This window comes from Allorhizobium borbori (assembly GCF_014196535.1).
Classification (GTDB): domain Bacteria; phylum Pseudomonadota; class Alphaproteobacteria; order Rhizobiales; family Rhizobiaceae; genus Ectorhizobium; species Ectorhizobium borbori.
Genome location: NZ_JACIDU010000021.1, coordinates 23,463 through 47,993, shown reverse-complemented (window position 1 = coordinate 47,993; position 24,531 = coordinate 23,463). Strand labels below are relative to the sequence as shown.

Below are 24,531 nucleotides of genomic sequence, written 5' to 3'. Positions count from 1 at the left end.
CAGGCTCTCTTGACTATGTTGTATCGCTCGACGGACTGCCTCTGTCGTGCGGGCGCTCCCGTGTAGAATTTGACCCATAGCGCATCCCTCCATTCCTAGCTGAATAATGCACCATCAAATGCCGGGACTAAACACCGTGTATGGCCGAAGGTCGGTTGCCCGGCGCTGTTCCTGACGGGCAGCGGCGATCCGAACTCCACGCCGAACATGGCCAGGCAGATGGCGGCGCTTTGCCCTCAGGGCGTGGCGCGGATTATCGAAGGGCATCGACACATGGTCAATCTTACGGCTCCGGAAGCCGTCAATGCGCTGATGCGCGAATGGTTGGCGGTTCCGGCGGCCTGAGCGACCGTAGCCTGCCGCATTCCGGTTTTGTCACAAGGAGCAAGCGATGAGGACGTTTCAGCTTTATATCGATGGTGCCTTCGAGGACGGAGACGGCGCATTCGAGAGCATTGATCCGGCCACCGGTCAGGCATGGGCGGTCATGCCGGAAGCGCGTGAGGCGGCGGTCGACAGGGCCGTCGCCGCCGCGCACCGCGCCCTGAGCGAAGGCGCATGGCCACGAATGACCGCCACCCAGCGCGGCCAGCTTCTTCACCGCCTGGCCGACCTCGTGGCCGAAAACGCCAGGGTGCTGGCCGAACTCGAAACCCGCGACACCGGCAAGATCATCCGCGAAACTTCGACCCAGATCGCCTATGTCGCGAATTACTATCGCTACTATGCCGGGCTGGCGGACAAGATCGAAGGCTCTTACCTGCCCATCGACAAGCCGGACATGGAGGTGTGGCTGCGCCGCGAACCGGTCGGCGTCGTCGCCATGGTCGTGCCGTGGAACAGCCAGCTTTTCCTGTCCGCCGTCAAGATCGGCCCGGCGCTCGCCGCCGGCTGCACGCTGGTTCTGAAAGCTTCGGAAGATGGTCCCGCGCCTCTTCTGGAATTTGCCCGCCTCGTGCATGAAGCCGGTTTCCCGCCGGGCGTCGTCAATGTCGTCACCGGCTTCGGCACCGCCTGCGGCGCGGCACTCACCAGCCACCCCAATGTCGCCCATATCGCTTTCACCGGCGGACCGGAATCGGCGCGGCATGTGGTGCGTAACTCCGCTGAAAACCTTGCCTCCACCTCGCTGGAACTCGGCGGCAAGTCGCCCTTCGTGGTCTTCGCCGATGCCGATATGGAAAGCGCGGTCAATGCGCAGGTCGCCGGCATTTTCGCCGCCACCGGCCAGTCCTGCGTCGCGGGTTCGCGCCTTATTATCGAGCGTTCGATCAAGGCCGAATTTCTGACGCGCCTGAAGACGAAGGCCGAAGCGATCCGCATTGGCAGCCCGCTCGACATGGCGACCGAGGTCGGGCCGCTGGCGACGCGACGCCAGCAGGATCACGTCGACCGGCTGGTCACGGCTTCGATTGCCGCCGGCGCGACGCTCGTGAGCGGTGGCGTGCGGCCCGAGGGGCCCGGCAATTATTACCCGCCCACCATTCTCGACTGCGACGGCATCGCCTCGCCATCGCTCGAACAGGAATTCTTCGGCCCGGTTCTCTCCGTGGTTTCGTTCGAAACGGAAGATGAGGCCACGCGGCTTGCCAACGACACCCGCTTCGGGCTTGCCTCGGGCGTCTTCACGCGCGATCTGGCGCGCGGCCATCGCATGAGCCGCAATATCCGCGCGGGCATCGTGTGGCTCAACACCTACCGCGCCGTTTCACCCATCGCGCCCTTCGGCGGCTTCGGCCTTTCCGGCCATGGCCGCGAGGGTGGCATGGCGGCGGTTCTCGATTACACGCGCACCAAGACCGTCTGGCTCAATACCTCGGACGCACCATTTCCCGACCCCTTTGTCATGCGGTGAAGCCTGAATAAAGAGCTTCATCTCAAACGGATCGCACAACACTGGCAGCCCGTCCCCGATCCTGCCGGGATCGGGGACATCAGGGCGTTGAAAACAATCGGGATTTATTGCGCAGCCGCCGTTTGCGGGCTTTTCATGAACGCAATATCACCCACGACACGCACACGGACACGGCGGGCATCGCCCGGCAGATACGCGATCGGGATGTCTTCCGCATCCAGTGTCACGATCGAGTTCGGGTCAGCGCCGGATTCGATTGCGCGCTGGCGGGCAAGACGGTCCGCTTCGGCAATGGCGGCGTCGCGCGACATGCCGGAGAAGACCTGATCGACTTCGCCGGACACCTGCGCCATGGCAGCGCCAAGCGCGTTCGCAACACCGGCATGTTCCACCCGCAGCACCGAGCTTGCGCCTTTGAGCTTTTCCGGGATGAGGAATGCGCCCCCGCCAACGGCGATGAGATTGACACCCTCCGCCGAGGTCTTCATGCGGTCGACACCGTCTTCCACCATTGCCTCGATCCGCTTCAGAAGATCGCCGACCAGGGCCTTGTCCAGATCCTTGACGCGGTCCCGGTCGCCGATTTCGACAAGGCCGGCCGCAACGGCGATGTCCGTCGTCGTCAGCGTGTCGCCGCCGAAGACACGGGCCTTTTCCGTGATGCGATAACCGACAGAACGCGGACCGATCTTGCGGGTTTCGGGGTCGATGATCGTACCGCCACCAAGGGCCATCGGCAGAAGGTCGGGCATGCGGAACAATGTACGGACACCGCCGACTTCCACCACATTGTTGGCTTCGCGCGGGAAACCGCCAACGAGGCAACCGATATCCGACGTCGTGCCGCCGACATCGATGACCATGGCTTCCTTGAGGCCCGTCAGGAATGCAGCACCGCGCATGGAATTGGTGGGGCCGGAAGCGAAGCTGTAAACCGGGTTGGCCGCCGCGACATCCGCCAGAACAACGGTGCCGTCATTCTGGGTCAGGTAGAAAGGCGCGTTGACGCCGGCCTTGCGCAGGGCATCCTTGAAGGCATCGATGGTCTTGCGGCCAAGACCCTGGAGCGCGGCATTGAGGAGCGTAACGTTCTCGCGTTCGAGAAGGCCGATCCGCCCGAGCGTGTGCGACAGGGTGATGCGCGCATCCGGAATGACCGAGCGCACGATTTCTTCAGCTTCAAGCTCGCATTCCGCCGTCAATGGCGAAAACAGCGCGGTGATACCGACCGAGGTGATCCCCGCGTCGCGGATATTCATCGCGGCGTCGCGGATTTCGTCGCGGGCGAGCGGAACCAGCGGGCGACCATCATATTCATGTCCGCCATGGACCATGAAGGACAGCGGATCGACCGCTTCGCGCAGATCATCCGGCCAGTCGATCATTGGCGGCAGGGAGGCGCCGGCCGGCATCGCGATGCGGATCGCGGCGATCCGCTCCAGCCGTGCCCGTTCGACGACGGCATTGGTGAAATGCGTCGTCCCGATCATCACGGCATCGACCGGCGCCTGCGAGGCGACGACGTGACCGATGGCGTTGACCACGCCCTGCATCACATCCGAGGTCGTTGGGAACTTGATGGCGGAAATGACCTTTTCGCCATCGATGAGCACGGCATCCGTATTCGTGCCGCCTACGTCAATTCCGATCCGCTTCATGCTGAAAACACCGATTTGAAATCAAGATCATAGCCAAAGGCACGCGGGCCGACATGCTCCAGTCCCTTCGGGCTGGTGAGAACGGCCGGGGCCGGCAGGGCGACCACGGTCACGCGCTGTCCGTAGCGCACGGTTTCGGTGCCAATCGCTTCGCCGGAGACCGTGTCGAGAAGGCAGATGAGGTCCGGCGTCATGGCAATGGGCTGCCCATCACGGAACGCAACCGCCCATTCGTTCTGGAAAGCGAGTTCCACTTTCGAACCACGGTCGTCGTCGAGCCCTTCGAGAATGGCGGCGCCACGCAGGAAGCCGCCTGTGGTGGTGCGGTCCACATCGGCAACCTTGCCGCGGAAGAGAACCTTGCCACCTTCATGCGCCAGGACAGCCGCAATCGGGTCGGTATGAGCGGCACGGGCCTCGAGCACGGCGCGGCCGAGACTGACGGCCTTGGTGACGGTGTGGAGCACGCCCCATTCCTTCACTTCCTTGCCGGTGCGCGGTGCTTTGCAGGTGGCGGAGGTCGAGCCGACTTCGGTGCAGATCTTGCGGGAAATGCGTTCCATCCACTTCCACGAAGCCGCCTTTGCCACGATCGCCTCGTTATCACGGCAATCGACCAGCGTCAGGGGATACATCGGCAGGTCGCCGATGGCGAAGCTCGTCATCTGGGCTTCCGGATAGGCCCGGCCCATCGCATCGGCATCGACAACCGGAAGATCCAGCATCCCGGCGGCCAGGAACGGTGACAGGGCATTGCCGCCGCCGATTTCGACGCTCATCACGGCACGGAACTTGCGACCCGTATATTCTTCCATAAGCTGCATCGCGCGAGCCAGATGCGCGGGGTCGACCAGACGTTCCTGCCCCACAAGCGGCGCGCCCATCTTCGACACTACGGCCACGGCATCACCGTCTTCCAGCGCATTCGGATCGATAAGCTTGACACGCTTGCCGTCCTTGTAGAGCTTCTTCAGGTTGAGTTGCGCCAGATAGGGACTGCCGCCGCCGCCTGTTCCGAGAATCCAGGCACCAACAGCAAGCGGGTCGATCTCACTTGCTTCGAAATCACGGATCATGTTTGCCTCCGAAAAATGTGCTAGAACCTAGCCACGGGAAGCGGAGGATGCCTATAGGGGACTGCCCCTAGAATGGACTTGCCTTTAATTTGAGCATCCTTAGAACGGATTGAACCAGACGATCAGAAGGACCGAGTCCCTGCCCGCGCCGACGCCTCCCCATAACCCGTCCCAACCCTTTGCCAATATCGAGGAGCGGCCTCACCGCGTCATGTTTCTCAGTGTCGGGCAGTCGCCGCGTGCCGATATCATCGACGACATGCTGGGAAATCTCGACCTGCCCATCGAAGCGCGGGAAATCGGTGCGCTTGACGGCCTTTCACAGGCGGAACTCGATGACCTCAGGGTGCGTCCGGGTGAAGCGAGCATTGTAACGAAGCTCGCTGACGGCAGCACCATCGTCATTTCCAAGCCGCGCATCGCAGAGCGGATGGCAAGGATCGCCGCGGCCTTCCAGCCCAACCAGTTCGATCTGGTCGTTATCCTGTCAACGGGTCTCTTTCGGGATTTCGAAAGCACCTGCCCGACGGTCAATGCCCAGCGCGCCATGGAATCCACGGTCATTTCGCTGGCCGCGCACGGGTCTGCCGTCGGCCTCATCCAGCCATTGAAACAGCAGATCGATGAGTTGAGCATTCCGGCGCTTGCGCCCTACAAGATCACCGCAAGCTATGCCGCCGATGGGGACAAGAGGTCGCTCGCGGGCGCGCTTGTCGATCTCGCCGACGCGGAGATTATCGTTCTGAATTCCGTGAGCTTTACCGAAGCGGACCGGTTGACGGTCGCAAAGGCGAGCGGCAAGCCTGTCGTACTTGCACGACGGATTGTTGCCAGCGCGATCCGTCTTCTCCTGCATGGCACGCATCCCGTTGCATTGCCCGGCGTGCCAGCGGAATTTTCCGACAAACTGCAACGGCTGACGCCACGGGAAAGGCAGGTGCTCTCGCTCGTGGCGGAGGGGCTCTCGAACAAGGCGATCGCGCGCCAGCTTGGCATCAGCCCGAAAACGGTTGAGATTCATCGTTCCAACGTCATGGCAAAGATGGAAGTCACGTCGTCCAATGCCCTTATCCGCATGGTCGTTGCGGCCGGCCACCCCTGATGTGAAAATCAGGACTGCATCATAAATTTGCGCAGAAAACACGAAACGCACAAAAAACAGGCGCAAAATATATGACACAATTGCATCGACCTAGGGGCATTACCCTATAGAGAAGCGGTACGTCCGGACGCTAGGTTTCCTGCCAGCAATCTCAAATGCAGGGAACGAGCGAAATGCCTTCCACCTCCAAAATCGCTTTTGTGACGATCGGCCAGACCCCGCGCGTGGATCTGGTGCCGGAAATGATTGCGGAGATTTCCGTCGGACTTCCTGACGGACGCATCGCATTTCAGGAATTCGGCGTTCTCGATGGCATGAGCCCGGCTGAACTGGACGCCATGCGCGCCCGCGACGGCGAATATTCCTTTGCAACCCGCCTTCAGAGCGGCGAGGAAATCGTCACCTCCAAGGCCCGGACCGAAGAGAAGCTCAATGCACTTCTGCGGCGGATCGATGGTGAAGGTTTCGATATCGTCGTGCTTCTTTGCACCGGCACCAGGATCGAACCGCTTGCCAACACGCTGGTTATCGAAGCACAGCGTATCGTGGATTCCACCGTGGAGGCGCTGGCCGCCTCTGCCCGCAAACTGGGCGTCATTCTTCCGCTGGAGCGCCAGGTCAAGGACTTCGCCGAACGTCATGTGCTGCCCGGCAAGCCACACCTCGTTTCGGCATCACCCTACGCCGGCGACGACATCGGCGAACGTGCAAAGCAGCTTGAAGGTTGCGATCTCGTCGTGATGCATTGCATGGGCTACTCCGCCGCCATGCATGAAGCCGTTTGCGATGCGATCGACACGCCTGTGCTGTTGTCACGGCGCCTCGTCGCGGGTGTCGTGCGCCAGATGCTGTAAGCCATTGAAATCATCATGACCGGAACGCCACGCAAAAAGAGAGGGAACGATATGTTCGGCAAGATCATCAGGAATATCGCAATCGCGGGGCTGCTCGCCTCGTCGGTGCTCGCCACGCCGGCCGGTGCCTTCGAGCGCACCGACAAGGGCAATGTCATCGTGTTCGGCGGGCGTCAGGCAATCCCGGTTCTCGATCCGCATATCCGCTACGACTGGTCGACGCGCATGATGCAGCAGGCCGTCTACGATGCGCTCGTGAAGTATGAAGGCGACCCGGCTGACATCAAGCCCTGGCTGGCCGAATCCTGGGAAACCAGCGCCGATGGCAAGACCTGGACGTTCCATCTCGTCAAGAACGCCAAGTTCCATAATGGTGATCCGGTCAACGCCGAAGCCATCCGTTACTCATTCGAGCGCGGCCTCAAGCTGAACAAGGGCGTCGCCTGGATGCTCAAGGACTTCCTGGCGCCGGAAGGCATCTCCGTCGTCGACGACTACACCGTCAAGTTCGACCTCAAGGCCCCTTACACGCCGTTCCTGTCCTTCCTGCCCTGGTGGTACATCGTCAATCCCGCACAGGTGAAGGCGAACGAAGTGGACGGCGATTACGGCCAGAAGTGGCTGACCGACCACGAGGCCGGCTCCGGCCCGTTCAAGCTTGGCCGGTGGGAGCCGAATGTCCTTTATGAAGCGGAAGCTGTCAGCGATTACTGGAAGGGCTGGCCGCAGGGCGATGCAAACCGCCCGGCTGGCGTGATCTACAAGATCATCCGCGAGCCCGCCGCCCAGAAGGCCGCTCTTCAGCGCGGTGAGGCCGATATCGTGGAAGGCCTGACGCCGGACGACTACGTCCAGATCAAGCGCGTGCCGGGCATCGCCATCGAAGATCACAAAGGCATGACCACCTTCGGCATCAAGTTCAACACGCAGCAGGGACCGACCGCCGACATCAATCTGCGCAAGGCCATCGCCTATGCCATGGATTACGACGCGTTGATCCAGGTCTACAACGGTGCAGCAACCCTTGAGACGAGCCCGATCCCGGATGCCATGAAGGGCCATATCGATGTGCCCGGCATTCCGCGCAAGGATCTTGCCAAGGCCAAGGAATATCTTGCGAAATCCGCCTATCCAAACGGCGGAATCACCCTGCCTTACGTGCATGTCGCCGGCCTTGAAGAAGCCCGCCGCATCGGTCTCGTCCTGCTCGACAGCCTGAAGCCGCTGAACATCAATGTCGAGATCAAGCCGGAACAGTGGCCGAACATGGTGGCCAACGGCTCGAAGGTCGAGACCTCGCCGGCCATGACCTCGGTCTACACGACACCGGTCTCAACGGACCCGGATGCCGTCGCCTACCAGTATCACAAGAACAGTTGGGGCCAGTATTTCGCCATGATGTTCTATGACAGCCCGAAGGTTACGGAGATGATCGACAAGGCCCGCTCTTCCTCGAACTGGGACGAACGCGCCAAGCTCTATGCCGATATCCAGACGCAGATCGTTGCCGATCAGCCGGAAGTGTTCGGCATGCTCCAGAACCGCCGCTGGGCCCGCCGCGACTATCTCCAGGGCTTCCAGTTCAGCCCCGTCCGCTTCACCGGGGAGGTTGATCTCTACCCGCTGTGGGTAAAGGCTGAATAAGCTTTCTGGCTCGCCCTGCAAAAGCCAGACTGAAGCGCATGGCCCGCCCCCAACCGCAGGCCATGCGCGCATTTTAAACGATTGGAGCAGACGATGCTGACATTCGCCTTCCGCAAGGTGCTGACGCTGGTCGGCACGATGATCGGTATCGCGGCCCTCACCTTCGTCATCACGAATGTGGCGCCCGGTGATCCTGCCCGTCTCGTGGCCGGACCGAACGCAACGGAAGATATGGTCGCGACCATCCGCACCGAATATGGCCTCGACAAATCGCTTGCAGAGCAGTTTGTCGTCTATATGGGCGATCTGGCGCACGGCGACCTCGGCACGTCGATCATCACGACACGGCCTGTTCTGGAAGAAGTCCTGCGTTATGCGCCGGCAACGCTGGAGCTGGTTTTCGTCGCCATGGGGCTCGGCATCGTCATTGGCGTTCCGCTCGGCATGTTGTCGGCCGTCTACAAGGATGGCCCTCTCGATCAGGTGACGCGCATCTTCTCGATCTCGGGCGTGGCCCTGCCCGCCTTCTGGTTCGGCATCCTGCTGCAATTGCTGTTTTCCGTCGATCTTGGCTGGCTGCCGGTCTCGGGCCGCCTGCCGCTGGTGACCCGCCCGCCGGAGGCCCTGACGGGACTGTTGCTTGTCGACAGCCTGCTGGCGGGACAGTTCTCGACATTCTGGGTTTCCTTTCAGCATATCATCCTGCCGGCCATCGTTCTGTCCTTCCCCTGCCTTGCCTCGATCCTGCGCGTGAACCGCGCCGAGATGATCGAGGTGCTGCAATCGGATTACATCGTGGCGGCGCGGGCACACGGCATTTCTTCTTTCCGCATCGTCGCGCTCTATGCGCTGAAAAACGCCCTGCTGCCGACGCTTGCGATGATCGGCCTGCGTTTCGGCTGGATGCTGGGCTCGACCGTCCTGGTCGAGACGGTTTTCGACTGGCCGGGCATCGGCCTCTATGCCGTATCATCGGCGCTGTCATCCGATTTCAAACCGGTGGTCGGTGTCACGCTGATGATCGGCTTCTTCTTCATTGTCGCCAACACGCTCGTCGATCTTGCCTATGCCTGGATCGACCCGCGCCTGAGGAAAGCGTGATGACGGCAACTTCCATGCCTCCCATGAATTCATCCAACGACACCGAAGCTGCACGGCCGCTTTCCTTCAGGGAGCGTCATGCAAGTGAGATCCGCCAGTGGCGGCTCTATGCGCATATGTTCCGCAAGAGCTTTTCGTCGATGCTCGGTCTTTCACTCGTCGTGGTCTTTCTGCTGCTGGCGGCCTTCGGGCCCTGGATCGTGCCTTTTCCGGAAGCCGCAAGCGGCGCGATCAACATGTCCAGCAAGCTTTTGCCACCAAACGGCACCTACTGGTTCGGCACGGATGAAATGGGCGCCGACATTTTCTCCCGTGTGATCATCGGCGCCCGCACATCCCTGTGGATCGGCGTCGTCATCACCGGCATCGCCGCATTGATCGGCGTGCCGCTCGGCATTCTGGCCGGATATCGCGGCGGCTGGGTTCGTGCCGTGATCATGCGCGTCACCGAGCTTTTTCTGGCCGTTCCGGGACTGGCGCTGGCGCTGGCAATTGTCGCAGCCCTGGGGCCGGGCATCACGAACTGCGTGCTGGCGCTTTCCATTGTCTGGTGGCCGGGTTATGTGCGTCTGGTCGAGGCCAAGACGCTCTCGATCAAGGAAGAACTCTTCATCGAATCCGCGCGCTCCATCGGCGCCAGGACCCCGTGGATTCTCTGGCATCACATTCTGCCGAATTGCCTCTCGCCGATCATCGTCAAGATGAGCATGGACATGGGCATGGCAATCCTGTCAGCAGCGAGCCTCGGCTTCATCGGCCTTGGCGCGCAGCCGCCCTCCCCGGAATGGGGCGCGATGATCTCCGTTGCACGCACCTATATGCCGGACTGGTGGTGGTATTCGCTCTTTCCGGGCGCCGCGATCTTCCTGACCGTGCTCGGCTTCAACCTTCTGGGCGACGGGCTGCGCGATATTCTCGATCCCAGGAGCCGCGACCGATGAGCCTGCTCGACATCAAAGATTACCGGCTGGATATCGACACGTTCGACGGCCCTGTCCATGTGCTGAAAGGCATCAATCTCTCCATCAATCGCGGCGACACGCTCGGCATCGTCGGCGAGAGCGGCTCGGGCAAGACGGTTCTGGTCCGTTCGGTGCTCGGCATCGGTCCGCGCAATGCGCGCGTGATCGAGGGCGGCATCAGCTTCGACGGGCAGAACATCACCAACCTGTCGGAAAAGGAATGGGCGAAGATCCGTGGCATCCGCATCTCGATGATCTTCCAGGATCCGATGACTTATCTCAACCCGCTGTTTTCCATCGGGCGGCAGATATCGGACGTGATCGCCGCGCATGAAAAGGCCGCCGGTCACGGCGTATCCCCGAAGGCAGCGCGGCGCACCCGCACCGAGGAACTGCTGGATCAGGTCGGCCTTCCGAACCCGGCCATGCTCTTCTCGCAATATCCGCACCAGCTTTCTGGCGGCATGCGCCAGCGTGTGCTCATTGCCATGGCGCTGGCGGGAAAGCCGGACATTCTGATTGCCGACGAACCGACCACGGCGCTCGATGTCACGGTTCAGGCGCAGGTGCTCGACCTCATCAATTCGCTGGTCGAAAAGCTCAACCTTACCGTCATCATGATCAGCCATGACATTGGCGCTATCGCAACCGTCGCCCGCCGCTGTGCGGTCATGTACAAGGGCGAGATCGTCGAGCAAGGCCTGACGCGGGATATTCTGAGTAACCCGCAGCACGACTATACGAAGCGCCTGCTTTCGGCCGTGCCGGATATCGACGCGGCGCCGGAAAGGGTTGCTGCCCGGCCCGCGGCAAGCGAACCGGCCAAGTCCCGTTTTCTGCTGGAGGCGGTCGATCTGAAAAAGGTCTATCGCAGCCAGTCCGGCGAAGACTTCACGGCCGTGAATTCGCTCAGTCTTTCTGTGCGTACCGGCGAGATATTCGGGGTCGTCGGCGAAAGCGGTTCGGGAAAATCGACGCTTGCCCGCATGCTCCTGCGGTTGATCGATCCGACATCCGGCGACGTCATCTTCGACGGACAGAATATCTCCGGCCTCTCGGAAAAGGCGCTCAGGGCGATGCGGCGGCATATGCAGTTCGTCTTCCAGAACCCGCATTCTGCCCTCAACGGGCGCCACACCATCGGCGATGCCATCGGCGAGCCGCTACGTTTGCAGACGAAGATGGGCCGTCGGGAAATCGAGGCGCGCATCGAGGCTCTGCTCGACATCGTGCAACTGCCGCGACTGTTCAAATACCGTTATCCGCACGAGCTTTCCGGCGGGCAAAAGCAGCGTGTCTGCATTGCCCGTGCCATTGCGCTCAATCCCCGCCTTCTCGTTCTGGACGAGCCGACCTCGGCGCTGGACATTTCAGTACAGGCGCAGGTGCTTGAGTTCCTGCAACAGCTTCGGGCCGAAATGAACCTGACCTACGTTTTCATCTCGCACAATCTGGCAGTCATCCGGCAGATATGTGATCGCACCATCGTCATGAAACACGGCGAGATTGTCGAGCAAGGGGAGACGGAGCAGATCTTCCTGCATCCACGCGAGAATTATACCAGAACCCTGATCGAAAGCGGCCGCAAGACCTCCCAGGCCGCGGACCTTTGATGAATCGAACTGGACTTGCCTCGAAAGGTGGAACGGTTTTCTTGTTTTGAAAGGAAGCCGTTCGATCGAAACAAGTCCCCTTCACGAAAGAATTCGCGCAAGAAGCCGTCCGGCTGGCTGAAACGAGTGGGCATACGCGGCGCGGGATTGCCCCTTTCTGGCAATGGCGCGTGGCCAGAGCCTGAAAGGGGCCCTTTCGTCGGCCAACGCCCTATGCCGGTCCGGTCGACGCGCCGCCCGGAGAAACCCATTCGCCGTTGCGGCGCGAAGATTCGACACAGGCTTCCACGAAAGCGACGCCCATGACGCCGTCTTCGATGGTTGGATAGACCACGGCGGGATCGACCGGTCGTCCGGATTTTCGGGCGTTGATCGCCAGCGCCGCTTCGGAGTAGAGGGTGGCGAACGCTTCGAGATAGCCTTCCGGATGGCCCGAGGGAATGCGTGTCACTCGTCCCGCCGCAATTCCGGCCCCGGCCCCGGCGCGGGTGATGAGGCGCTTCGGCTCACCGAAGGGCGTATACCAGAGATAGTTCGGATCGGCCTGCGTCCACTCTATCCCCCCGCGTGAGCCATAGACACGCAGTTTGAGACCGTTTTCGTTGCCGGGCGCGACCTGGCTGCTCCAGAGCATGCCCTTGGCGGGTTTTTGCCCGCCCTTCGCCTTGAAGCGCATCAGAACATGCGCGTTGTCATCGAGCCGGCGGCCGGGAACGAAGCTGTCGAGATCGGCGGCGAGGCTGTCGAGTTCCAGCCCTGTGACGAAACAGGCGAGATTGAAGGCATGGGTGCCGATGTCACCGGTCGATCCACCAGCCCCGGACTTGGCCGGATCGGTGCGCCACAAAGCCTGTTTCTGGCCGGATTGCTCGACCGCATCCGTCAGCCAGTCCTGCGGATATTCCGCCTGCACGACACGGATATCGCCGAGATCGCCCGCCTCCACCATGGCCCGCGCCTGCCGGATCATCGGGTAGCCCGTGTAATTGTGGGTGAGGACGAACAGGGCATTGCTGCGTTCGGCGATGCGCTTCAGCTTCACCGCATCCTCAAGTGTCGAGGTCAGCGGCTTGTCGCAGATGACATGGATGCCCTGTTCGAGGAACGCGACCGCCGCGTCGAAATGGACGTGGTTGGGCGTGACGATGGAAACGGCCTCTATCCCGTCCGCACGCCCGGCCTCCCGCCGCGCCATTTCGGCAAACGACCCGTAACAGCGATCCGAATCGAGGCCGAGCGCGCGGCCGGATTCAGCCGACTTTTCAGGCGTCGAGGACAGCGCCCCGGCCACCAGGTCAAAATGATCGTCCAGCCGGGCGGCGATGCGATGCACCGCGCCGATGAAGGCGCCCGTTCCGCCTCCGACCATGCCCAGGCGGATACGCGGCACGCGGGCCGCTTCCGCCGATGCTTCTATGCTCATGTCAGCCTCCTCAAAGTCCGAGCATCCGGCGGTTCGCCGCATCGTCCGTGCCGCCGGCGGCAAAGTCGTCGAAGGCCTTTTCGGTCACACGGATGATGTGGGCACGCACGAACTCCGCCCCTTCCCGCGCCCCGTCTTCCGGGTGCTTGAGGGCGCATTCCCATTCGACAACGGCCCAGCCATCGAAATCATTGGCCGCCATCTTGGAGAAGATCGCGCCGAAATCGACCTGTCCGTCGCCCAGCGACCGGAACCGGCCGGCACGCTCGACCCAGCCCTGATAGCCGCCATAGACGCCCTGCCGCCCCGTGGGGTTGAACTCGGCGTCCTTGACGTGGAACATCCGGATGCGGTCCTTGTAGATGTCGATGTGATCCAGATAATCGAGCTGCTGCAGAACGTAGTGCGAGGGGTCGTAGAGCATGTTCGCGCGGGCATGGTCGCCGACGCGCTCGAGAAACATCTCGAAGGTGATGCCGTCGTGCAGGTCTTCGCCCGGATGGATCTCGTAGCAGATGTCGACGCCGTGCTCGTCCGCATAGTCGAGGATCGGGCGCCAGCGGCGCGCCAGTTCGTCAAAGGCGGTTTCCACGAGGCCGGCCGGACGCTGCGGCCAAGGGTAGATATAGGGCCAGGCCAGCGCACCGGAAAAGGTGGCGTGTGCGCCGATGCCGAGATGGGCGGAGGCCTTGAGCGCCATCTTCACCTGCTCGACCGCCCAGGCCTGCCGGGCCTTCGGGTTACCGCGGACCTCCGGGGCTGCAAACCCGTCGAACGCTTCGTCATAGGCCGGATGAACCGCCACAAGCTGCCCCTGCAAATGGGTGGAAAGCTCGGTGATCTCGACACCATTTTCGCGCGCCTTCCCCGCCAGCTCTTCGCAGTAGGTCTTTGATTCCGCTGCCTTGCGCAGGTCGAAGATCTGGCTGGCCCAGGTCGGCACCTGCACGCCCGCATATCCTTTTTCGGCAGCCCATCTGGTGATGGCATCCCAGGAATTGAAGGGCGCCTGATCGCCCGCAAACTGCCCGAGAAAAATTCCCGGTCCCTTGATTGTCTTCATGTCGGCAAACCTCGTCATGATCGGGGGAAGCGCCCGCACCAGAGGTGCGGGCGCGGGCAAGACATCAGAACGGCGAGTCCGGGAAGTAGTAGGCCTTGGCGTTCTCGGGCGTCACCAGCGTCGCATCGAGAATGTATTCGCCACGCACCGGCACGAGGTCGATGAGGCCGGCGGCCGTCAGTTCCATGGCGGTCCCCACCATGGCCGGCGGATAGAGCACATCGACCGGCACCATCTTGTCGCCGTCCATGACCTTCTTGATCATGTCCTTCGAACCGGCACCGGCGACGATGTACTGGATGTCCTTGCGCTTGGCCTGATCGATGGCTTCGAGAACGCCGACGGCCATATCGTCGTCCTGGCACCAGACCACGTCGATCTTCGGATATTTCGTCAGGTAGTCCTGCATCACCTTGAACGCGTCGTCGCGGTTCCAGTTGCCATACTGGCGCTCGAGAATCTTGACACCGGAACCGGCAATGCCCTTGTCGAAGCCGTCCTGACGCTGCTGATCGATCGGGATCGGCATGCCGCGGATGACGACGACTTCGGCATTCGGCGTGGTCTTGGCAATGTAGCGGCCTGCCACTTCACCCAGCGCCGGGTTGTTACCGGCGATATAGAGATCACGCACCGTGTTATCGTTGCTGGACGGCGCACGGTCCACCAACGCCACGAACTTGCCCTTGTCCTTGACCTCGCGGATGGCGTTGACCAGCGGGTCCGGGTCGGTCGGCAGGATGACGAGCGCATCGATGCCCTGAACGTCGAGGTCCTGCACGGCATTGGCCTGCGAGGCCGGGTCCGGCGACGTCTTGACGATGACCTTGAGGCCCGGATGTTCCTCCATCAGCTTCTTGGCCACCCGTTCGGCGTGGTAGACGACACCGGCGGTCCAGCCATGGTCGGCAGCGGGAACCGAAACCCCCATGGTGTATTTCTTGTCTTCGGCCTGCGCTGCGCCGGCCAGAACACAGGCTGTGGCCGCAAGGCCTAGCATGAGTTTACGCATGATTTTCCTCCCAGAAACGAGGGCTTCATCCTCCCTCCCGGCGGTGCCCTCCAGCCCGCCCGGATGTGACGTCCGGCTACCGGCCCTTGCGGACCAGCGACCGTTGAACCAGCATGGCGATGATGATGATGGTGCCCTGAATGGCCCCGATCAGATACTCGCTGATGAAGTTGGACAGCAGCATGATGTTGCCGACGAGTTCCAGAATGAACGCGCCGCAGATCGTGCCCCAAACGCGCCCGGCCCCGCCTTTCAGCGCCGTTCCGCCCACCACGACCGCCGTGATCGCCTGCAACTCCCAGAGCATGCCGGTGGTCGCCGAGGTGGAGGCCAGACGCGGCACGTAAAGCAGTACCGCGATGGCGACGCACAGCCCCTGAATGGCGAAGGCGATGACGCGGACCCGGTTCACCCGGATACCGGAATAGCGCGCGACATCGCTGTTCGAACCGACGGCAACCACATGGCGCCCATAGGATGTGCGGTAAAGAATGAAGGCGGCCACCAGCGTGACCAGCAGGATCGCGGCAATCGGCACCGGAACACCGAAGATGGTGCCGAAATAGGCCGGACGGTAAAGCGTCTGGATTTCGCGCGATTGCAGCGTGATCGCCCCGCCCTGCGACAGCCAGGTCGTCAGGCCACGATAGATGCCCATCATGCCGAGCGTGGCAATGAACGGCTCGATCCGCCCGACGGTCGTGATCAGCCCGTTGGTCAGGCCGCACAGCAACCCCACCATCACCGTCATGGCGACGCCGATGGCGAGCATCAGCACGGGATCGGCAACCAGCCCGGAATTCATCAGCAAGATCATCAGGCTGGCCACGAAGGCGACCATGGAGCCGACCGAAAGATCGAGATCGCCCGCCGAAATGACGAATGTGGCGCCGACCGCGATGATGGCGATGAAAGCGCAGCGCGTTGCCACATTGGCGAGATTGGCGAACCCGATGAAGTTGGGGTTCACCATGGCGCCCACGACCAGAAGCAGGGCAAGTGCGGCGAACGGCGCTACGGCTCTCAGATCGACATCTCGCCAGGAACGGCCGCGTGGCACCCCGGTTTCTTCATTCACGCTCATGTGCGGCATCCTCCCCGATGCAGTCTATCCCTGTCCCGGCGCCCGAAGCGTCCGCCAGCGCGCTTACGCCGCCTTGCGTTTCAGCCCCGCCGCATAACGCACGATCTCCTGCTCGGAGATTTCCTCCCCTTCGAGCATGCCGACGATATGACCCTCACGCATCACCGCGACACGGGTGCAAAGGCCAATGATCTCCTGCATTTCCGAGGAGATGACGATGATCGAGCAGCCTTCCTGCGCCAGCGCGGAAATGAAGTGGTAAATCTGTTGCTTGGTGCCGACATCGATGCCGCGCGTCGGCTCGTCGATGATGACGATGCGCGGCTCGGTTTCCATGATCTTGGCCAGCAGCAGCTTCTGCTGGTTACCGCCCGACATACGCGCGGCCGGCACGCCATCGTCGCGCACGCGAATATCGAAGCGCCGCCGCGCCCGCTTCAGCGCCTCGGTTTCGCTGGCCTTATCAAGATAGCCGTGGCGCACATGCCGCTCGAGCGATTGCAGTGTGAGATTGACGGCCATGCCGGAGCCGAGCAGAAGCCCGCGCCCCTTGCGATCCTTGGTCATGTAGACGAGGCCGGCCCGGTTGAGCGCAGCGACATCGCCCGCGACCTCATCGCCATTGATCAAGACCATGCCCGAAAGACGGGGGCGAAGCCCGGCAATCGCCTCCGCCAGCTCGGTGCGCCCAGACCCGATGATGCCGGAAAAGCCGAGTACCTCGCCGCGCTTCAGATCGAAGCTCGCATCCTGCACGTAGCCGGTCGACAGATGGCGCACATCGAGCACCAGATCGGCATCCACATCCGGCTCGCATTTCTTGGGATAAAGGCTCGCAAGCTCGCGCCCGACCATTAACTGCGCGATGGATTCGCCGTCGAGAAGGGCCGTCGGGGCCGTCTTGATCCAGTGGCCGTCGCGCAACACCGTCACCCGGTCGGTGATCGCCATCACCTCGTCCAGCTTGTGGGAGACGAAGACGAAGCTCGTGCCCTTTTTCTTCAGGTTGCGCACCTGCGCAAACAGCGAGGCGGTTTCCGCCGCGGAAAGAACCGCCGTCGGCTCGTCCATGATCACGACACGCGCGTCGCGGCTGATCGCCTTGGCGATCTCCACCATCTGCTTGTCGGCCACCGACAGCGAGCCGATCATGGCGTCGACATCGATATGCGCGCCGAGCATGTCGAGAACCCGCCGCGTTTCGGCCCGCATGAAGCGACGGTCGAGAATGCCGAACCGCGTCACCTCGCGGCCGAGGAACAGGCTTTCGGACACCGTGAGATGATCGGCCAGATTGAATTCCTGGTGGATGACGACGATACCCAGCCGCTCGGCATCGCCATTTGGCGGCAGCACGACAGACTGACCATCAAGGCGGATTTCACCCGTGGTTGGCTGTTCGAAGCCGGACAGAACCTTGATGAGTGTCGACTTGCCGGCTCCGTTCTCGCCCATCAAGGCATGGACCTCGCCACACCTCAGCTCAAAGTCGACACTGAAAAGAACCTGCACGCCATTGAACGACTTGCAGATTCGCGACGCGGCAAGCACGATCGGTTGCTCGCCAGCAGCTTCGTCAAGCATGATTTCCTCCCCGCGACCTCCATCGCTTGAAGGCAATGTAAACCTTTACATTTGCCATGTAAAGGTTTACATCGTGACTATTGGCGTAATCGGCTGCTGCTCTCGTTGACGTGAACACAAGTCCGTGTAGTGTCACGGCGAAGATAGCCCCATGACAGAACAACCCATGCCAGTCGCCTCACCGGCAACCATCGAAGACGTCGCCCGTCTTGCGGACGTGTCGATCGCAACCGTGTCACGGGCGATCCACACGCCGGAAAAGGTAGCGAACTCCACCCGCCTGAAGGTGGACAAGGCGATTGCCATTACCGGCTATACTGCCAATGCCATGGCGCGGAATCTGCGCCTCGGGCGGTCGAACATGATCCTGGTCATCGCCCCGGACATCAGTGACCCGAATTTCTCCAACATTCTCGTCGGGCTGGAAAACGAGGCGCGCACGCAGGGCTATGGCGTTCTCATCGGCCATACGCAGAACGAACCGCAGCGCAGCACCGAATATCTGAAGTTTCTCAATTCCAGCCAGGCGATGGGGCTGATCCTCTTCACCGGCCTTCTGCCCTCCGAATATCAGTCGATGACGCCGCGCCTGCCGCCGGCGGTCGCCGTTTTCGAACCCGTGTTCAACGGCGGCCTGCCCTATGTCGGCGTCGATGATGTCGAGGGCGCCCGCAAGATCGCCGACCTTCTTCTCTCCGAAGGCCATCGCAGGATTGCCTTCATTGGCGATTCGCGCACGAAACTGTCGCATATGCGTCGCCGGCAGGGTTATGACGCGGCACTCGATGCGGCGGGCGTGCCGCGCGAGGGACGTATCATTGTCGAGGGAGACGGGACGCTCGAAAGCGGCCGCCATGCGCTGGAACGGCTGTTTATCGCCGATGCGCTGCCGACCGCGTTTCTCTGCGTGAACGACCAGACCGCCATTGGCGTCATGATGGGCCTGCAGGCGCGAAACCATGTCGTGCCGCGCGATTTTTCCGTAACCGGTTTCGATGACATTCCGCATGCAAGCTTCATCTCCCCGTCCTTGACCACGGTTCGCCAGCCGCGATCGGCCATCGGCAAGCAGGCGATGGCCCTTCTGTTCGGCCTTCTGTCCGGCAATGCATCGCCGGACAGTGAAATCCTGTTGCGACCCGACCTTGCCATCCGCAATTCGGTCGGTCCGCCGCCCCGCACCCTGCCTGGGCGCTGAGGCGGCGTTGCACCCTCAGACGTAACGATTGACGACGTTTTCCAGGTATTCCTGACGGCCCGACTTCGGTTGCGGATTGATGTTCTCGCGCAAAACGAGATCGGCAACGCCCTCAAGCGAAGTTTCTCCGCTCAGAAGCGCCTTGCCGCGCGCGCCGCTCCACCCGGCATAACGGTCGGTCAGCGGCTTTTCGAGCGCGCCGTCGGCAATCATGCGGGCCGCCGCCTTGAGGCCGCGGGCGCAGGCATCCATACCGCCGATATGGCCGATCAGCAGATCCTGCGGATCGAGCGACTGACGGCGCAGCTTGGCGTCGAAGTTCGTTCCGCCCGTCGTGAAGCCGCCGGCCTTGAGCACCTGATAGAAGGCCAGCGCCATTTCCGGCACGTTGTTGGGGAACTGGTCGGTATCCCAGCCCGACTGGTAATCGTTGCGGTTCATGTCGATGGAGCCGAAAATGCCGAGCGAGCGGGCAAGCGCCAGTTCGTGCTCGAAGGAGTGCCCGGCCAGAATGGCATGGCCCTGTTCGATATTGACCTTCACTTCCCTTTCGAGACCATATTTCTTGAGGAAGCCATAGACCGTCGCCACATCGTAATCATACTGGTGCTTGGTCGGTTCTTGGGGCTTGGGTTCGATCAGGATCGTGCCCTTGAAGCCGATCTTGTGCTTGTATTCGACGACGAGGTTCAGGAAACGCCCCATCTGGTCGAGTTCGCGGGACAGATCGGTGTTGAGCAATGTCTCATAACCTTCCCGGCCGCCCCACAGCACATAGTTCTCGCCGCCCAGCCGCTTGGTAGCGTCGATGCACGTCTTCACCGTCGCCGCCGCGAAGGCGAACACGTCCGGGTCGGGATTGGTGGCGGCACCGGCCATGTAACGGCGGTGGGAGAACAGGTTGGCGGTCCCCCAGAGGAGCTTGACGCCGGTTTCGGCCTGCTTCTTCTCGAAAATATCGACGATAGCTTCGAGATTGCGGGTGTTTTCAGCGAAGTCTGCGCCTTCCGGACGCACATCGGCGTCGTGGAAGCAGTAATAGGGCGCGCCGAGGAGCTGGAAGAATTCGAAGGCGACATCGGCCTTCAGCTTCGCCGCGTTCATATCGCCCGCGAACCAGGGGCGGTCAAAGGTACGCCCGCCGAAGGGATCGCTCCCCTCCCAGGCGAAGGTGTGCCAATAGGCAACGGCAAAGCGCAGATGGTCTTCAAGACGCTTGCCCGCCACGATCTCGTCGGGATTGTAGTGACGGAACGCGAGCGGATTGTCGCTTTCCGGTCCTTCATAGCGGATGGGGGCAATATCGCCGAAAAAGCCGCTGGCCATAGTTTTCTCCTCCTTGAAAAATAACGGATAAGTCAATGCCTCAGGCAAGTTTGCCGAGGGCGGGATAAAGGGCGCGATAGCGGCGATAGGCGGCCGCGAAGGGCTCGGCCAGCGCTGTCTGCGGTTCAAAGGTTTCGGCAATCGCCGGCGGGGTCAGCACCGCCAGCGGATCGGCATCCGTGGCGGCGATGAGGCCGAGGCGGGCCGCGCCGAAGGCTGCACCGAAATCGCCTGCCGCCGGCAGATCGACCGGAATGCCAAGAATGGTGGCAATCAACGAAAGCCAGTAATGCGATCGTGCGCCACCGCCGACGGCTGTCACGCGGCTGAGTTCGGTGCCGGCCAGCCGCAAGGCTTCCAGATTGTCGCGAATGGCAAAGCCCACGCCTTCCAGCACGGCCTGGGTCAGTGCCGCACGGTCGCTTTCATGGGCCAGACCGATGAAGGCTCCGCGGATCGCCGCGTCATTGTGGGGCGTGCGCTCGCCGGAGAGATAAGGCAGGAACGTCACGCCGGTCGGCGCGCGCAAGGGTTGCCCAAGCTCCGCCGTCAGTTCCGCCGAGGTCAGGCCCGTGATCCCGGCATGCCAGTTCAGCGCATCGGTGGCGGACAGGATAACGCCCATCTGGTGCCAAGTGCCCGGCACCGCATGGCAGAAGGCATGAACCGCGCTTTCGGGGCGCGGCAGATAGGTATCATTGGCCGCAAACAGTACACCGGAAGTGCCGAGCGAAACGAAGGCCGAGCCAGCGCGCACCGTACCCATGCCGCAGGCCGACGCGGCATTGTCGCCGGCACCACCGGCTACGACCACGCCGGGAGAAACGCCCCATTCGCTGGCAAGCGCGGGTCGTAACCGTCCCGAAACCGCCGTACCCTCGACAAGGCGCGGCATCTGCGCACGCTCCATGCCGCTTGCCGCCAGCAATTCATCCGACCAGGCACGCTTGCCGGTGTCGAGCCAGCTCGTGCCGGCGGAATCCGACATGTCCGACACATGCTCCCCTGTCAGCCACAGGCGCAGATAATCCTTGGGCAGCAGAACCGTGGCCACTTTCGCGAAAATCTCCGGCTCATTGTGCTTTACCCAGACCAACTTCGGTGCGGTGAAACCGGGAAAGACAATATTGCCTGTAATGGCGCGAAAGCGGGGATCGGCATCGAGCGCAGCGGCTTCCGCATGGCTGCGGGTATCGTTCCAAAGGATGCAGGGGCGAAGCACGCGATCCGCATTGTCCAGCAGGGTCGCGCCGTGCATATGGCCGGACAGCCCGATACCCGAGAGCCTTGCGAATGCCGCCTTGTTGCGGGCGGAAAGGGCTGCAACGGCCGAAGAACAGGCAGCGATCCAGTCCGCCGGGTTCTTTTCGCTCCAGCCGTGATGCGGGCGCGAGACGGAGAGCGGCGTGCTGACCTCGCCGAGAATGGCGCCATCACTATCGATGAGCATCGCCTTGATGCCCGAGGTTCCAAGGTCCAGTCCGAGAAAAGTCATGGCTGCTCCTGCGGGAGATTGTCCCGGAGATAGATTTCGATACGAATGCGCTCCTGCGCTGCGATGATCGGCGTGCGGTCGGCATGGGCGGTGAGGACGCGGATGGCACTGCGGATTTCATGCCCGGCATCCTGCGCAAGAACGGCATCGATGGTGCCGTCCCGCAGCGCACCCTTGGTAGCGATGTCCAGTTCATGAGCGATGACGAAACGTGGCGGAACCCTGGCCTGCGACAGGGCCCGGACGAGACCGTCATTGCCGGCACCCAGACTGTAGAGGCCGAGAAGGTCGCCGCGCTCCTCCATCAGCTTTGTCAGAAGACGCTCGACCGTGTGCGCCTCGTCCCGTCCCTGCAACGGCGACAGTACGCGAAGGGCCGGAAATTCGCTCTGCATGACGGCCAGAAACCCGTCCAACCGCTGGCGATGGTCGCGCACGCTGAGCGAACCGGCCATGATGGCAACGGTGCCATCGACCCCCGTCAGGAAACGCCCGAGCAGGCTGGCGGCAGAGCGCCCCGCAGCGACGTTGTCGATGCCGACATAGTGGTCGCGGCTCTGTTCAGCGAGATCGGAGACGATGGTGACGGCGCCGATGCCCTCGTCGCGCAGGGAGGAAACCGCCGTCACGATGCGGTCGGAATCGATGGCCACGAAGGCGACGCCGTCTGGCTTGCGTTGCAGTGCGCTGGCTAACGCCCCTTCCAGCGCCTCCTCATCGAAAGCCGGCACATCGATAAGGCGAATGCGCGTCCGCTCGAAGCCGCCCCGCGCCTGCGCCGCGACGATTTCCGCCCGCAGCGCCTGCATGAAGGCATTGTCATTGACGGGCACGATGAAATCGAAATCATAGAAGCGCTGGCGCGCCAGATTGGCGGCGGCGACATCGCGAACGTAGCCGATGCGGTCCATGGCCTCCAGCACCCGGTTGCGCGTCTTGTCGCGCACGCCAGAACGGCCGTTGAGCACCCGGTCGATCGTCGCCAGACTGACGCCCGCAGCTTCCGCCAGATCGTGAACGGTCGGCTTCATTCTTCCCCCTCACTCGCACAGAAAATCCCTCCGCGAAACCAGCGCGGCGGCCCTGTCAAAACGTGGTCCGGTTTTCTCCGCCGCAGTCTGCACTGGCGGCATGGGAGTGTGGGCCGACCATAAGTCCATTTTTGACGTACGTAAATCAGAATTTTGATGTACGTACGTCAAAATCTGCTTGAATTAAATCCGGGCTCGCGTATCAATTGCTCGTAAAGAGCGAACAGGCGGTCTTTTGGAGGGACGGCACGGGTTCGCTGCGACGTGGAGGCGTCGCAGAGGAGGCAACGCAAGCGCGGATCACGGCAGCCGCCGGCTTTCGCAACAGGCGCGTCCGAGAAGGATGCGCGCGTTGAATGCGCATGCCGGCGGGGCCGGCAGCAGTGTCACAAGTGGAGGAAGAAATGAAAGCCATGAAACTTCTTGCCGGCGCGGCCCTTGGCCTCGTCATGGGTGTTTTCGCAACCTCGGCCAATGCGTCGCCGGAAAAGCCGGTCATCGGCTTCTCCATCGATGACCTGCGCGTGGAGCGCTGGGCGCGCGACCGCGACTATTTCATTGCCGCGGCCGAAAAGCTGGGCGCCAAGGTCAACGTTCAATCGGCGGATGGCAACGAGGAAAAGCAGGTCAAGCAGGTGGAAAACCTGATCGCGCAGGGCGTCGATGCCATCGTGATCGTGCCGATGAACTCCAAGGTGTTCGATGCCGTGGTGGCCGATGCCAAGGCATCCGGCATCAAGGTCCTGTCCTATGACCGCCTGATCCTCAACGCCGATGTCGATGCCTATATTTCCTTCGACAACGAGCGCGTCGGCTTCATGCAGGCCGAAGGGCTTCTGAAGGTCAAGCCGGAGGGCAATTATTACCTGCTCGGCGGCTCGCCGACCGACAACAACGCCAAATATCTGCGCGCCGGCCAGGAAAAGGCCCTGAAGCCCGCCATCGATTCCGGCAAGGTGAAGATCGTCGGCTCGCAGTGGGTCAAGGAATGGAGCCCGACCGAAGCGCTCTCGATCATGGAAAACGCGCTGACCGCCGCCCAGAACAAGATCGACGCCGTGGTCGCCTCGAATGACGGTACCGCAGGCGGCGCCATCCAGGCGCTGGCCGCCCAGGGCCTTGCCGGCAAGACGGTCGTTTCCGGTCAGGATTCTGACCTGGCCGCCGTCAAGCGCCTGCTCGACGGCACGCAGACGATGACCGTCTACAAGCCGCTGAAACTGATCGCCTCGGAAGCCGCCAAGCTGACGGTGGAACTGGTGCGCGGCGAAAAGCCCGCCTTCAACGCCAAGATCAACAACGGCAGCAAGGATGTGGACTCGCTTCTGCTGACGCCGACCGCCGTCACCAAGGAGAATGTCGACATCTACGTGAAGGACGGTTTCTACACCAAGGAACAGATCGGCCTGAAGTAAGCGCCGCATTGCCCCGGCCCGGCCACCGCCGCGCC

General features: G+C 62.1%; 19 protein-coding genes and 1 pseudogene. 10 read left to right on the top strand and 10 right to left on the bottom strand.

What is annotated here, in order from left to right; genetic code table 11:
- Window positions 1-141: 141 nt before the first annotated feature.
- Together GGQ66_RS20125 and GGQ66_RS20120 are read left to right on the top strand one after the other, a co-directional pair.
- Window positions 142-345: pseudogene (locus GGQ66_RS20125) on the top strand (alpha/beta fold hydrolase); the annotation flags it as partial.
- A 46-nt stretch (window positions 346-391) separates the two neighbouring features.
- Window positions 392-1,855 carry an aldehyde dehydrogenase gene (locus GGQ66_RS20120; RefSeq protein WP_183795008.1) on the top strand — a complete coding sequence of 488 codons (1,464 nt, stop codon included), beginning with the start codon at window positions 392-394 and terminating at the stop codon, window positions 1,853-1,855.
- A 104-nt stretch (window positions 1,856-1,959) separates the two neighbouring features.
- Here the strand turns inward: GGQ66_RS20120 and GGQ66_RS20115 are convergent, their stop codons facing one another.
- Together GGQ66_RS20115 and GGQ66_RS20110 are read right to left on the bottom strand one after the other, a co-directional pair.
- Window positions 1,960-3,513 carry a hydantoinase/oxoprolinase N-terminal domain-containing protein gene (locus tag GGQ66_RS20115; protein WP_183795006.1) on the bottom strand — a complete coding sequence of 518 codons (1,554 nt, stop codon included), beginning with the start codon at window positions 3,511-3,513 and terminating at the stop codon, window positions 1,960-1,962.
- Window positions 3,510-4,589, bottom strand: coding sequence for an S-methyl thiohydantoin desulfurase family protein (locus GGQ66_RS20110; protein WP_183795005.1), 1,080 nt, complete (start codon window positions 4,587-4,589; stop codon window positions 3,510-3,512). Before GGQ66_RS20110 ends, GGQ66_RS20115 begins: the two co-directional genes overlap by 4 nt.
- A 211-nt stretch (window positions 4,590-4,800) precedes the next feature.
- Between GGQ66_RS20110 and GGQ66_RS23175 the strand changes: the two genes are divergently transcribed.
- From GGQ66_RS23175 to GGQ66_RS20080, 6 genes are all read left to right on the top strand, one after another.
- A complete protein-coding gene (locus GGQ66_RS23175) occupies window positions 4,801-5,691 on the top strand; it encodes an AroM family protein (protein ID WP_183795004.1) in 891 nt (296 codons plus the stop codon).
- A 173-nt stretch (window positions 5,692-5,864) separates the two neighbouring features.
- Entirely contained in the window at window positions 5,865-6,545 is a 681-nt protein-coding gene (locus tag GGQ66_RS20100) for an AroM family protein (protein WP_183795003.1), read from the top strand.
- Window positions 6,546-6,596: 51 nt separating this feature from the next.
- Window positions 6,597-8,189 (top strand): ABC transporter substrate-binding protein, encoded by a 1,593-nt coding sequence (locus GGQ66_RS20095; protein ID WP_183795002.1) that lies wholly within the window; start codon window positions 6,597-6,599, stop codon window positions 8,187-8,189.
- 93 nt (window positions 8,190-8,282) lie between these two features.
- Window positions 8,283-9,290, top strand: coding sequence for an ABC transporter permease (locus tag GGQ66_RS20090; protein WP_183795001.1), 1,008 nt, complete (start codon window positions 8,283-8,285; stop codon window positions 9,288-9,290).
- The gene (locus GGQ66_RS20085; protein WP_237359003.1) at window positions 9,290-10,231 is read left to right on the top strand and encodes an ABC transporter permease; all 942 of its coding nucleotides are present in this window, start codon (window positions 9,290-9,292) and stop codon (window positions 10,229-10,231) included. The genes GGQ66_RS20090 and GGQ66_RS20085 overlap by 1 nt, the downstream gene beginning before the upstream one ends.
- Entirely contained in the window at window positions 10,228-11,865 is a 1,638-nt protein-coding gene (locus tag GGQ66_RS20080) for an ABC transporter ATP-binding protein (protein WP_183794999.1), read from the top strand. Before GGQ66_RS20085 ends, GGQ66_RS20080 begins: the two co-directional genes overlap by 4 nt.
- A 211-nt stretch (window positions 11,866-12,076) precedes the next feature.
- Here GGQ66_RS20080 and GGQ66_RS20075 read toward each other — a convergent pair whose 3' ends face one another.
- From GGQ66_RS20075 to GGQ66_RS20055, 5 genes are all read right to left on the bottom strand, one after another.
- Window positions 12,077-13,288, bottom strand: a complete 1,212-nt coding sequence (locus GGQ66_RS20075) for a Gfo/Idh/MocA family protein (RefSeq protein WP_183794997.1) — start codon at window positions 13,286-13,288, stop codon at window positions 12,077-12,079.
- A 10-nt stretch (window positions 13,289-13,298) separates the two neighbouring features.
- Window positions 13,299-14,351: a sugar phosphate isomerase/epimerase family protein gene (locus tag GGQ66_RS20070; protein ID WP_183794995.1), complete on the bottom strand. Its 1,053-nt coding sequence runs from the start codon at window positions 14,349-14,351 to the stop codon at window positions 13,299-13,301.
- A gap of 64 nt (window positions 14,352-14,415) precedes the next feature.
- On the bottom strand, window positions 14,416-15,363 hold the full coding sequence (locus GGQ66_RS20065) for a substrate-binding domain-containing protein (RefSeq protein ID WP_183794993.1): 948 nt from the start codon (window positions 15,361-15,363) through the stop codon (window positions 14,416-14,418).
- A 76-nt stretch (window positions 15,364-15,439) separates the two neighbouring features.
- Window positions 15,440-16,447 (bottom strand): ABC transporter permease, encoded by a 1,008-nt coding sequence (locus GGQ66_RS20060; RefSeq protein ID WP_183794991.1) that lies wholly within the window; start codon window positions 16,445-16,447, stop codon window positions 15,440-15,442.
- A 63-nt stretch (window positions 16,448-16,510) separates the two neighbouring features.
- On the bottom strand, window positions 16,511-18,031 hold the full coding sequence (locus GGQ66_RS20055) for a sugar ABC transporter ATP-binding protein (RefSeq protein ID WP_183794989.1): 1,521 nt from the start codon (window positions 18,029-18,031) through the stop codon (window positions 16,511-16,513).
- A 166-nt stretch (window positions 18,032-18,197) separates the two neighbouring features.
- Between GGQ66_RS20055 and GGQ66_RS20050 the strand changes: the two genes are divergently transcribed.
- The gene (locus GGQ66_RS20050) at window positions 18,198-19,229 is read left to right on the top strand and encodes a LacI family DNA-binding transcriptional regulator (RefSeq protein ID WP_183795014.1); all 1,032 of its coding nucleotides are present in this window, start codon (window positions 18,198-18,200) and stop codon (window positions 19,227-19,229) included.
- A gap of 15 nt (window positions 19,230-19,244) precedes the next feature.
- Here the strand turns inward: GGQ66_RS20050 and xylA are convergent, their stop codons facing one another.
- The 3 genes from xylA to GGQ66_RS20035 are packed head-to-tail and all read right to left on the bottom strand — an operon-like array spanning window position 19,245 to window position 23,081.
- Window positions 19,245-20,555: a xylose isomerase gene (gene xylA / locus GGQ66_RS20045; protein ID WP_183794987.1), complete on the bottom strand. Its 1,311-nt coding sequence runs from the start codon at window positions 20,553-20,555 to the stop codon at window positions 19,245-19,247.
- A gap of 40 nt (window positions 20,556-20,595) precedes the next feature.
- A complete protein-coding gene (xylB, locus tag GGQ66_RS20040; RefSeq protein WP_183794985.1) occupies window positions 20,596-22,050 on the bottom strand; it encodes a xylulokinase in 1,455 nt (484 codons plus the stop codon).
- Complete coding sequence (locus GGQ66_RS20035; RefSeq protein WP_183794983.1) at window positions 22,047-23,081, bottom strand: LacI family DNA-binding transcriptional regulator; 1,035 nt, start codon at window positions 23,079-23,081, stop codon at window positions 22,047-22,049. Before GGQ66_RS20035 ends, xylB begins: the two co-directional genes overlap by 4 nt.
- A gap of 404 nt (window positions 23,082-23,485) precedes the next feature.
- Between GGQ66_RS20035 and xylF the strand changes: the two genes are divergently transcribed.
- A complete protein-coding gene (xylF, locus tag GGQ66_RS20030; RefSeq protein WP_183794981.1) occupies window positions 23,486-24,496 on the top strand; it encodes a D-xylose ABC transporter substrate-binding protein in 1,011 nt (336 codons plus the stop codon).
- The last annotated feature ends 35 nt before the right edge of the window (window positions 24,497-24,531 follow it).